This is a genomic window from Oleiphilus sp. HI0086 (genome assembly GCF_001635225.1).
Window position 1 is genome coordinate 1 of the sequence record NZ_LWFZ01000610.1, and the last position, 10,774, is coordinate 10,774.

Consider the following 10,774-nt stretch of genomic DNA (forward strand, 5'->3'; position numbering starts at 1 on the left):
ATTGTTGTATTACTACACTCTAAAATCGCCACACTCATTATTAACGAGAGTGGTCGCCCGCATCTGGATTAACATTTTTTGGCCTAAACCTGTTATCGCTGATACTGGCAAAACCTTCCGATAATACTTTTCAATTTCCTTCAAAAAGATTAGCCATGCTATTAATTTTTAGCAGATTTTTTCGATCTGTCTATTTTAGTTTTGTTATGAAATATATCTAAGGAAGGTTTTGAGCAAAAAACAGACTAATGAGTGCATGACCTCTCATGCAGGACGGTACGAAGGGCGAAACTATGCTCAATGTGGCCCTAGCAAGCTGAACCCTGTCAGCTCAGCTTGCGGGCAATTATTTTTGGACTTATTTCAAAAGAGCTTAAACCGGCTTATACAAGACTTTTCTCGACAACTTCTCTAACATCTTTTGAGAGCGCCTCTTTCGATTGAATCCTTTCAATCTGCTCGCACATTAACTTCTGTCGATTATCATCAAACTGCTTCCATCGCGTCAGGGGAGTCATAAGCCTTGCTGCAATTTGAGGATTCATATCATCTAGTTTGATAATAATATCGGCGAGAAACTCGTAACCTTCTCCCGACAGGTCATGGAAACGAACCAGGTTCTGACCACAATAGGCACCCACAACCGAGCGAACCTTGTTAGGGTTGGTTATATCAAAATCTGGCGTTTCCATTAATGCTTTTAGGCGCTCTAATGTCATAAACGCAGCACTTGAAGACTGAACAGAGAACCATAACTCGATAACCTGAGCATCGTCCTTCCACTGAGCATGAAAGGCTTCTAGTGCTTGCTCAGCCTCTGAGGCATCTCCTGAATTTACCAAAGCGCTCAAAGCAGAAAAGCTATCAGTCATATTATCAGCATTTGCAAACTGCTTTTTAGCCAGGTTAATAACATCTGCCATTTGACTTGCAGATGAACCACCTATTGCTGACATTAAAGATAAAGCCGCATTTTTTAATGCCCGTTGTGACATAGAGCCATAATCCAAAGCAGGTAATTCCGACTCAACAATATTGTCACGATAAACTGCATATAGCTCGTCACCTAGCTGATTAGCCAAGGCCTGTCGAACAAATTCTCTTGCAGCATGAATGGCATCAACATCTGCTTGCTCCGCCAGCTGCACAAGATAGCTCTCAGCGGGTAGCATCAGCATCTTGCAAACCATTGCTTTGTCTAAAGAGCTATCTGTGAGCAAACCTCGATACGCCTCGACAAAACTCTGGGGTAACACCAGCTCCAGCCCTTGCTGATAAGATTTGATTAAGCCCTGCAGGATGCGCAATGCCAATGCCTGCCCTGCCTCCCAGCGGTTAAAACCATCGGAGTCATGCTGAAACAAAAATACCAATTGCTCATCAGTATACTGATAGGACAACTTGACCGGAGCCGAAAAGCCTCTTAGTAATGATGGAACCGGTTCTGCTTCGATACCCTCAAAAACAATTGATTCTCGTGCTTCGATTAGCTCAAAAACACATTCTTTAGCGCCATCCGCAATTGATAAGGGAAGCTCCTGCCCTTCTGAGTCCAACAATGCAATAGATACAGGGATATGAAACGGCTCTTTTAAATCTTGCCCAGGTGTTGCAGGGCAAGACTGACTCAAGCTCAAGGTATATTGTTTGCTATTGGCATTATAGCTAGAACTCACTTGCAGCTCTGGCGTCCCGCCCTGATCGTACCAGAGCTTAAACTGTTCCAGATCCATCCCGGAAACGTCAGCCATTGCCGAAACGAAGTCTTCAGTTGTGACCGCTTGCCCATCATGCCTGTCAAAATATAAATCACTCCCTGCCCGGAACTGCTTCGGCCCTAAGAGAGTATGCAGCATGCGAACAACCTCTGCCCCTTTTTCATAAACCGTCAGGGTATAGAAGTTTGAAATTTCCATATAGGAAGCCGGACGAACCGGGTGTGACATCGGGCCTGCATCTTCAGCAAACTGTGCGGTTCGCAGAACATTTACATCCTCGATACGTTTAACCACGGAGGAATTCATATCGGCAGAAAATGCTGAATCCCTAAATACGGTAAACCCTTCTTTCAGGCTTAGCTGGAACCAATCTCTGCAAGTAACTCTATTGCCAGACCAGTTGTGAAAATACTCATGTGCAACAATCGCCTCAATGCGCTGATAACCCGCATCTGTTGTTGCATCGGGCTTTGCCAAAACACAGGATGAATTGAAGATATTCAGACCTTTATTCTCCATGGCGCCCATATTAAAATCGTCCACCGCGACAATCATAAATATATCCAGGTCGTACTCTCGCCCGTAGACTTCTTCATCCCAGCGCATCGACCTTTTTAAACAATCTAGTGCGTAATCGCACTTATCTGCATTCTTATGATCAACAAAGATCTTCAGGGCCACCTGACGTCCAGACATGGTTTTGAAGGAGTCTTCATGGCAATGTAAATCACCTGCCACCAAAGCAAACAAGTAACAAGGCTTTGGATGAGGGTCGTGCCAAGTAACAAAATGACGATTATCTTCCAAGTTTCCCGACTCAATAGCATTACCATTGGAAAGCAGGTTCGGGTAAAGCGCTTTATCAGCTTCGATGCGCGTCGTAAATACCGTTAGTACGTCAGGACGATCCATGTAATAGGTAATTCGTCTGAAACCCTCGGCTTCACACTGGGTACAAAACATTGACGAAGACTTGTACAAGCCTTCCAACCGCTTGTTATCTTGCGGCTTAATCCAGGTTTCACACTGCAACTCAAATTTCGCGGGTACAGATTCTACCGTTAGAGATTCGTCATCTAGAAGGTATTCACTCTCTTCCAGCTCACGGTCATCTAACTTTATACTTTTCAGCTCAAGGTCTTCACCATTTAGTGACAGCGCCTCGCCTTCACGGCCAGCGACTCGCTCGATAAGCTGCCTGGCTTTTACCAACGCTCCGTTTTCAAATAACTGAAAGGTTAAATCAAGTGACGTAATCTTAAACGCAGGCTCAAGATAGTCTTTGAGGTATATCGTCTTTGCTGATTCACTCATGCATGCTTTCCAAGTATATGTCTTACTCGACGTCTAGCGAGACGTCGTAGGACGTAAATTTTCGAATATTTAAGCAACCGGTATCGAGAATCATATATTGCCCTTTAATGGCAATTAAGGTCCCCTCCACCTCATCTTGTTTATCAAAATTAAAGGTTTTAGCCTTTTCTGGCCAAGATAAGTGTGGGTATTCAAATTCCCATACATCCTGCTCAGTCAAAGCAGTAATCTCACCGGGGAATTGCTCATCAAGCTCGGCCAACTTATCCTGAGCCAGTTCCATTAGACGGTCACGTTCAACCAAAAGATCTATATCAACGACCTCATGCTTCAGCATTTTCCGCCAATTAGTTTTGTCCGCCACCCACTCTTTCAGCATAACTTCAAGCAAACCGGAAAGTCGTCGGGACTTAACTGAGAATATAGGCAATGCAGCAATGGCACCCTGATCTATCCAGCGGGTAGGCACCTGGTTATGACGGGTAATCCCGACTTTCAAACCAGTTGAATTCGCCAAATAAACTATATGCTCCTGCATACAGTGTGTTTCACCCCATTCCGGCTCACGGCAGGTACCTTGTGCATAATGACAAAGCTCAGGGCTCATAATACAGCGGTCACACTGGGCCAACTTGGTAAAGCATCGATAACAGTAACCTTGGTTAAAGCTCTTGTTGGTACGCTTCTGACAATGAAAACAGCGAATCTCGCCGTTAGAACGAAAGCGTAATTTCTTGCCAAGATAATCTGCAGGATTGCATTTTGTATCACCAAAGTTCAAGGTGTAACTTACCGGGTTCCCCTGACTCACTGTCATTTTACTTAAATGACCTGATGCAACTTGATTCATTAATCGTCTTCTTTGTTAGTGCAATATACGGATAGTCGACTCATCATCACTATCGTCTTTTGGCCCGCATGGGGAGGTCTTTTTCGTTGTATCAACATAGCCGGTTCGATTGCTTTCATCGAGTCCATGTTTTACTTCATAAAGCATGACCGCCTGAAGGCATATTTCTTTTTGCTCACGAGAGAGGGTCCGGCCATCGGGCCACTTTCCCAACTCTATCGCTTGCTTGAACTTTTCGTAAATTTCTTTAGGAATGGATTCAGCAGCATCTTCAAACTTCATAAGTTAATCCTAGAAGAACTTTGAGTGCCATAGCATGCACTCAAGAATTTGTAACAAGCTAGCGAGAATATCAATCCCTGTAACGCTACTCAAGAATAAACAAAAAAGATCAAGCTCAGTGGTTGACAATGCAAATGATAACAATTAGCATTTGCATAAGTTGAGTTCCCAGCGAAGCGCAATCACTCTACTTTAGAGCGATTACCTTTCACCGGAAATCAACTTGGTCTCTCTCATCTCTACACATACATATGTGAACTCCGTTAACCTCGGGCCAAAACATTTGGCCCGGTGGATAACGGAGTTTTTTTATACTTTCTTTTCTATAACACGCTCATTCACATACAGGGTAATTGCCGCCCAAACCAGACCCGACAATAGGCCATACAGGTGTGCGGCATTAGCCATTCTCCCCCAACCCAACCACTCAGTGACAGGCGTATAACCAAGCAGTAGCCAGACCAAGCTAAACTTTAACAATACATTAGGGAAAAAGATGTTTTTATCAAACATCTTCCATAACCAGCAATAACCTACCAAACCATATACCACTCCCGACAAACCACCGAAGAAGTACCCAGTTTCGAGAAGCTGAGCAATATTTGAAATAATGGAAACAAACATCGTCAAGGCAATAAACGAAACGGAACCTTTTTGCATTTCCAGCTGGCCACCAAGCACCCACAACATTAACAGGTTGAAGGTGATGTGCATGACGTTGAAATGGATAAAATCCGGCGTAACCAAGCGCCAGACCTGGCCGCTGATAAGCACATCAAGCATTGCATTCCAGCGCCCACTGACTGAGTTCATATCCAAACCGGAATTAAAGGGATCAACGATCAAAAAAGATCTAAGCAGCGCACCGCCTTTACCAAAGTCGGTTAGAAAAGCAAAAGCCACACTAACAAAGATAAGTGTAAAAATCACAGGAGCTTGGCTTGGTTTAGCCCTCGTGTATGCCACCAGGTCCCTCGGCTTACGAAACACTTCACGACGCCGATGCTGGTCCTGCATTTTATCAAGCTGCTCAGCTAGGCCACTACGATACTGAGGTTCTGTCATGTAGCGTTCAAGCGCACTCAAGACCTGCTCCTCATAGCCTTCATCATCTAGAATCAAAGCTTGTTCACCCTGATTTTCAATGACTCGATGGGCCACGCCCTGAAAATGGAGCCATTGACTAAAGTCCGAAAGATCCAAGTCTAGTGGAATGGGTGGTATGCGACTCATGTCCGGGTAACGTCCACCGACACAAACTTGTCTTTACTCAAGACTCTCTCGCCATCCATTCGGTAAGCCACCAGCTGGCCATATTTCACCGCGCTATAATCCAGGCAAGCAATATTGCATTGAATAGGCTCTGGCTCACCAGACATCCAGTAATGACCCACAAATACGGGCGCCTCTGTTGTTGGGTAGGTCAGTAATTGCTGCTTCTCTATCGCCGACAAAGGACGCTCAGCCATTTCTGGCGGCAGTGGGTCGGGTTGAAAGACAACATCATTGTATATCTGGGGATCATCACTCCAGAACTTTGTGCGAAACATGCTTCTCGCCAAGCCATCTTTGCCTAGAATGGTTTCACCGTTTGGCAGCTCCAATGCGGTACCGCGAGTTAACTTGTCAATAATTCGGCTAGCGAAAGAACCAGAGACCGCAGACTCGTGCAAAAAGTCCATACTAATGCAATGGTCTGGGGAATAAGATTTTAAACGTTCAATCGCTAAACTATCCCAACAAGCATGAACCACTCGGAAGTCTTCTTTTTCAATAAAAAGAGGGATTTCATGAAACCACGATAGAAACTTGTGCCATTCGGAGCGATGAGCATCAAACTGCTCCAAGGTCTCTCGAATAAGTCTGTGATGACGAGCGTTGTGCTCGCGCAAATACTGCATGCCACTACCTTGACGACCCTCTGTGCAGTAACACATTGCATTGTATTCGTGATTGCCCAGGACAATTTCGGCCTGCGATTGGTCGACCATGTCTTTTACAATATGCAGAGCTTCTCGAATTCGAGGGCCTCTATCAACAATATCACCCACAAAAATCACTTTGCGTTGCGGATGACGGTAGCAACCTTGCTTGTTCTCATAACCCATCTTTTTCAACAGACGTTCAAGGGAGTTACCACAACCATGAATATCACCAATCAGGTCATAGCCTTGCTTAACTTTTTTCTTAACAAATGCCATCTATTAACTACTTATCAGGTTATTGGCCCAGCCTAATTTCTCTCTACAGGTTTCATAGAAGTTATGAGAGGTAGGGTGAATCAAACGCACTTTATGTGGTTTTTTACTTATGTATACTGCATCGCCAGGCGCAACAGGGATGTGATGCTGACCATCACAGCTGACCTGCGGGTAAATCTCATTACCTTCACCAATCACAATTTTAATCTCACTTTTACCGTCAACAACGATTGGACGGCTACTGAGCGTATGAGGAAACATTGGAACTAATGAGATTGCATCGAGTTTAGGGTGCAAAAGAGGCCCACCGGCCGACAAAGAGTAAGCTGTTGACCCAGTTGGTGTCGAAACAATCAAACCATCTGAACGCTGACTGTAGACAAACTGACCCTCAATAAACAAGTCAAAACCGATCATACGAGTTGACTTACCCGGGTGAAGAACGATGTCATTCAATGCGGTACCAAAGCCAACCGGCTCGCCATTTCGCTTAACATGAACATCTAGCAGGAAGCGTCTTTCCTGAATATACTGCCCTGAAAGCACTTCTTTTACTTTCGATTCCAACTCAGTTGGTGACACATCAGTCAAAAAACCTAATCGGCCACGGTTTACTCCTAACAAAGGAACATTTGATTTAGCTAACTCTCGAGCAGCCCCCAACAAACTTCCATCACCACCCACTACGATCACCAGATCACACATTTCCCCCATCATTTTGACACTGGAAACCTGCAAACCATGCCCGGGAATTAAAGCACCGATATTTTCTTCAATGATTAGATAATAACCTTCATTAACCAGAAATTTTCTTAAACGACGCATCGTTTCTATGACCTGGGCACTGCCCATACGACCAATCAAACCGATATTACGAAAATGATCCATACCTTAACTAACCCTTATACTATGTAATAGCGTGATATATATGAGAGAGGACGATCGCTTCAAGAAGCACTCTACATTAGCCAATACTACACCGGCCGACACTAAGCACATAATAAATTAACAGACTCCAGACTTACAGCCTGAATACCGTTCTCACGACAATTCAGAGATTTGAACATGAGATTGTCTATGAAGACAGGAAACGCTGATAGGATTCACCAAATCCACGCCAGCCCTGTAGCCCGCCAGTATGAACAGCTAATACTCGCGCTCCCGCCTGGATTCTTCCTTGATGAATATACTCCGCCAGCCCATACATCATCTTTCCTGTATAAACAGGGTCTAGAACCAAACCATGCTCATCATAAACATCAGAAATAAATTCCGTCAGACGACTATTGATTTTGGCAAAGCCACCGAAATGATAGTGATGACATATTCTCCAAGGGTTAACCCTACTGGCACCTGATAACTGCCGCTCTACGCGATGCTCCAGGTCGTGAGCATTTTTTAGTGCAGAAAATCCAACACACTGGGCTCGACCAATATTTGCCTGAGCAATCCCTGCCAAGGTTGCGCCTGAGCCCACAGCACAAGCTATCAAGTCATAGTTAAGTTGCCCCGCATGATGCAAGGTATTAAATAAACTTTCGATTCCTAGCGTGCCTTGTCTACCTGCACCACCTTCAGGAACAACCCAGGCTTCGGGCATTGCCTCTTTATACATATCAGGTGTAGTGTTAGAAGCAGTGTGACGATACGTTTCACGATCAAGCCATTGAATCTTCATCCCCCACTTTTCGCAATCCTGCAGAGTAGGTGTCAAATCGCCGTGTGGTTCACCTCGAACAATACCGACAGAGTCCAGATTCAATTGATTTGCGGCATAAGCCAAGGCATGCAAATGATTTGAGTGGGCACCACCAAAACTTACAATTTGTGATTTGCCCGCCGCGACAGCCGCTAGTAAATGATGCTTTAGCTTGTACCATTTGTTCCCCGATATAAAAGGATGTACTTTATCGAGACGCAGACAGTCCAGGGTCACTAGCTGATCTTTCGCAATCTCCAGAGGAAAGGAGTGAACTTCGGGTAGTACATCAAATTGCACACCCAACTCAGCAGTAGTTTTATTATTAGCCAGCATAACCTTTATGACTCTCACACATGTCACTCACTCCTTCCTGAAAATCACCCGGTGCGCTAACCTTGCTTACACTCTTTCCGCAAACTTGACCTACGCCTTCGGCATGCTGGCAAATTGGCTGATCAAAGTGTTCTAACCAAGCTAGGTACTGCTCCTCCGTGACATAACATTTTGCCGCTACGAAAGCGTTTGGGTTATCAACATAATCACGAATTTCACTCGCCGTCATGGTGATATGCCCAGCACCCGGGTGGTAGGCAACGTAGACCACATCCAACGCTTTCAGGCGGTCAAACATACCTTCATTGGTGCTGCTAGCGCCACGAGACTCACTCAATTCCTCAAGCTCAGATCGCAGCTGCTCCTCACGTTCCTCTCGATAAGCAAGATCTAAATCTTTGCGATCTAACTGCTCCTTCAGGAGAACCATTTCAGCCTCCATTTTCTGACGCTCCAAGCGCTCCTTGTCACCCGCAGACGCACCTTTTAAGCGAGTCTCCAGTTTCGAAACTAGATCTGACTGATCACTGACCTGATCCTGAAGCTTTAAGAACTGATCATTTCGCTTACCTAGCTTGAGCTTTAGTTTTTCGTTTATCAGCTTAAGCTGTTCATTCGTTTGCTTAAGCTCTTGAATTTCATTCTTATAAGCATGCAGAATAATTTTCTGTTCACGATCTCCAAAATCAACATTTTGCTCACGACTAGACTCCAGAGTACGAATTCTTAGCCTCTGCTCCTTAAGCAAACGAGCCAACTTGGTTCGCTTTTCAACCTCTGTTTCCAAGCCCAAGTCATCCAACACCGGATCACTCGGTGAAAGAACTGGGATATCCGGCTCGGCTTTCTCAAATTGAAAGCGTAGTTTATTCAACTCGACCGCTTTCTTGAGTCGCAAGAAGTCATTCGACCCGGGCGTCATATCAGGATCCCATAGGTCGTTCAAATGCCAATTAATTGAACACTGCCCCCGGCAAGCCAAACGTATTGGCCCGCCACCTAAATCAGGCCCACTACCACTCACTTCAGCCAAGCGTTCAATTGGTACATTCCAACTTGCGTCAGCCTTGCCATCTTCGTCGAAATATAAAATGAAGAATACCAGCGCCTGGATCGTACCATCCTTGCCAATCACCGCATAAACTGCTTTAGCTTCTTGATCAGCGTAATCTGGTAAAGCACCCAAGCCGTCTAACATTGCCTCGAACTCCGAGAACATCAAATGTTTCGTTACTTGCTGATTTTCAACAAAGAAGACAGCCTCATATGAATCTGACTTTCTAAACCCCATAACTACCTCGTTAAGATGCGCATAGAAATTGCGCACCCAATAAATCTAAAACTACAAATCAGTTTAGTTGATAACCAAGGAAGCACACGTTTAAAAAAGAAAGGATATGTAACGCTGCCCGGACCTATTTCACAGATATAAAAAACTATATGAACTGAAGGTATTAAGGTATGAATAGCGATTGACGTAGATTCGTCTAGTTCAAGCAGTTTTATCGTGGGTGGTATTAATAAAAGCGGGGATAATTAGCTGGAGGGGAATATAGAAGGCAATGCTGTTACATCTCAACAGCATCGTCCTCAAACTCTTCATCGTCATATTCCAGCCATCCGGAATCCAATACTTCTTCTTCATATTCGTTCATTTCTATCTCCTTTTGATTGTTTCAAAAGCAAGCGTATAGAAGAAATATGACAGAAATAAGTCAGACATCTCAAGAAGTATATAATTTGAGGTTTTCTTATTGAGAAATGAGTAAGAGTTAAGGACTGTAAATTTAAATGGCGGACCGGACGGGATTCGAACCCGCGACCCCCGGCGTGACAGGCCGGTATTCTAACCAGCTGAACTACCGGTCCGCATACTTTAAATCTTACATTCACTACCTTCACACAAGAACAGTGCTAGTAGTGGTGGGTGGTACAGGGATCGAACCTGTGACCCTCGCCTTGTAAGGGCGATGCTCTCCCAGCTGAGCTAACCACCCATTTGGGTAGACCTAATTCTAACATTGTCACGCAGCACCTAAGATGCTCCTTTGTTAGAAACCACCTCTTTCAAGGTAGCAATCGAGTTGAAGTGTAAATGGCGGACCGGACGGGATTCGAACCCGCGACCCCCGGCGTGACAGGCCGGTATTCTAACCAGCTGAACTACCGGTCCGCAACAAACTTTACATTTCAATTTCAAATCTAAAAAAGATTTGGTGGGTGGTACAGGGATCGAACCTGTGACCCTCGCCTTGTAAGGGCGATGCTCTCCCAGCTGAGCTAACCACCCAACTCAATTGAGATGCGTATCTTAATGATTTCTTAGAAGCTGTCAATTAGAAATCAGCTTTTTTTTGCATAAATATGCAATTAA

8 protein-coding genes and 4 tRNA genes are annotated in these 10,774 nt (G+C 44.7%); all 12 read right to left on the reverse strand.

The window, feature by feature from the left end:
• Positions 1-383: 383 nt before the first annotated feature.
• The 12 genes from pepN to A3756_RS07345 all read right to left on the reverse strand — a co-directional run bounded on the left by pepN (position 384) and on the right by A3756_RS07345 (position 10,690).
• Positions 384-3,032 carry an aminopeptidase N gene (gene pepN / locus A3756_RS07290; RefSeq protein WP_068510513.1) on the reverse strand — a complete coding sequence of 883 codons (2,649 nt, stop codon included), beginning with the start codon at positions 3,030-3,032 and terminating at the stop codon, positions 384-386.
• Between the two features lie 22 nt (positions 3,033-3,054).
• Positions 3,055-3,882 carry a DUF2797 domain-containing protein gene (locus A3756_RS07295; RefSeq protein ID WP_068506812.1) on the reverse strand — a complete coding sequence of 276 codons (828 nt, stop codon included), beginning with the start codon at positions 3,880-3,882 and terminating at the stop codon, positions 3,055-3,057.
• Between the two features lie 15 nt (positions 3,883-3,897).
• The gene (locus tag A3756_RS07300; RefSeq protein ID WP_068506813.1) at positions 3,898-4,164 is read right to left on the reverse strand and encodes a YeaC family protein; all 267 of its coding nucleotides are present in this window, start codon (positions 4,162-4,164) and stop codon (positions 3,898-3,900) included.
• Positions 4,165-4,473: 309 nt separating this feature from the next.
• The gene (locus A3756_RS07305; RefSeq protein WP_068506814.1) at positions 4,474-5,397 is read right to left on the reverse strand and encodes a rhomboid family intramembrane serine protease; all 924 of its coding nucleotides are present in this window, start codon (positions 5,395-5,397) and stop codon (positions 4,474-4,476) included.
• Positions 5,394-6,365: a metallophosphoesterase gene (locus A3756_RS07310; protein ID WP_068506816.1), complete on the reverse strand. Its 972-nt coding sequence runs from the start codon at positions 6,363-6,365 to the stop codon at positions 5,394-5,396. The genes A3756_RS07305 and A3756_RS07310 overlap by 4 nt, the downstream gene beginning before the upstream one ends.
• A 3-nt stretch (positions 6,366-6,368) precedes the next feature.
• Positions 6,369-7,253, reverse strand: coding sequence for an NAD(+) kinase (locus A3756_RS07315; protein WP_068506818.1), 885 nt, complete (start codon positions 7,251-7,253; stop codon positions 6,369-6,371).
• Between the two features lie 187 nt (positions 7,254-7,440).
• Positions 7,441-8,400: a 1-aminocyclopropane-1-carboxylate deaminase/D-cysteine desulfhydrase gene (locus tag A3756_RS07320; protein WP_068553196.1), complete on the reverse strand. Its 960-nt coding sequence runs from the start codon at positions 8,398-8,400 to the stop codon at positions 7,441-7,443.
• A complete protein-coding gene (locus A3756_RS07325; protein WP_068553198.1) occupies positions 8,390-9,691 on the reverse strand; it encodes a hypothetical protein in 1,302 nt (433 codons plus the stop codon). Before A3756_RS07325 ends, A3756_RS07320 begins: the two co-directional genes overlap by 11 nt.
• 501 nt (positions 9,692-10,192) lie before the next feature.
• Positions 10,193-10,269, reverse strand: a tRNA-Asp gene (locus A3756_RS07330).
• A gap of 52 nt (positions 10,270-10,321) precedes the next feature.
• Positions 10,322-10,397, reverse strand: a tRNA-Val gene (locus A3756_RS07335).
• A gap of 99 nt (positions 10,398-10,496) precedes the next feature.
• Positions 10,497-10,573 (reverse strand) — tRNA-Asp (locus A3756_RS07340).
• Between the two features lie 41 nt (positions 10,574-10,614).
• Positions 10,615-10,690: transfer RNA gene (locus tag A3756_RS07345), tRNA-Val, on the reverse strand.
• Positions 10,691-10,774 lie beyond the last annotated feature (84 nt).

Coding starts and splice junctions, on each gene's coding strand:
- A3756_RS07325 (WP_068553198.1), bottom strand. CDS start 9,691: ATGGGGTTTAGAAAGTCAGATTCATATGAGGCTGTCTTCTTTGTTGAA.
- A3756_RS07305 (WP_068506814.1), bottom strand. CDS start 5,397: ATGAGTCGCATACCACCCATTCCACTAGACTTGGATCTTTCGGACTTT.
- pepN (WP_068510513.1), bottom strand. CDS start 3,032: ATGAGTGAATCAGCAAAGACGATATACCTCAAAGACTATCTTGAGCCT.
- A3756_RS07320 (WP_068553196.1), bottom strand. CDS start 8,400: ATGCTGGCTAATAATAAAACTACTGCTGAGTTGGGTGTGCAATTTGAT.
- A3756_RS07295 (WP_068506812.1), bottom strand. CDS start 3,882: ATGAATCAAGTTGCATCAGGTCATTTAAGTAAAATGACAGTGAGTCAG.
- A3756_RS07310 (WP_068506816.1), bottom strand. CDS start 6,365: ATGGCATTTGTTAAGAAAAAAGTTAAGCAAGGCTATGACCTGATTGGT.
- A3756_RS07300 (WP_068506813.1), bottom strand. CDS start 4,164: ATGAAGTTTGAAGATGCTGCTGAATCCATTCCTAAAGAAATTTACGAA.
- A3756_RS07315 (WP_068506818.1), bottom strand. CDS start 7,253: ATGGATCATTTTCGTAATATCGGTTTGATTGGTCGTATGGGCAGTGCC.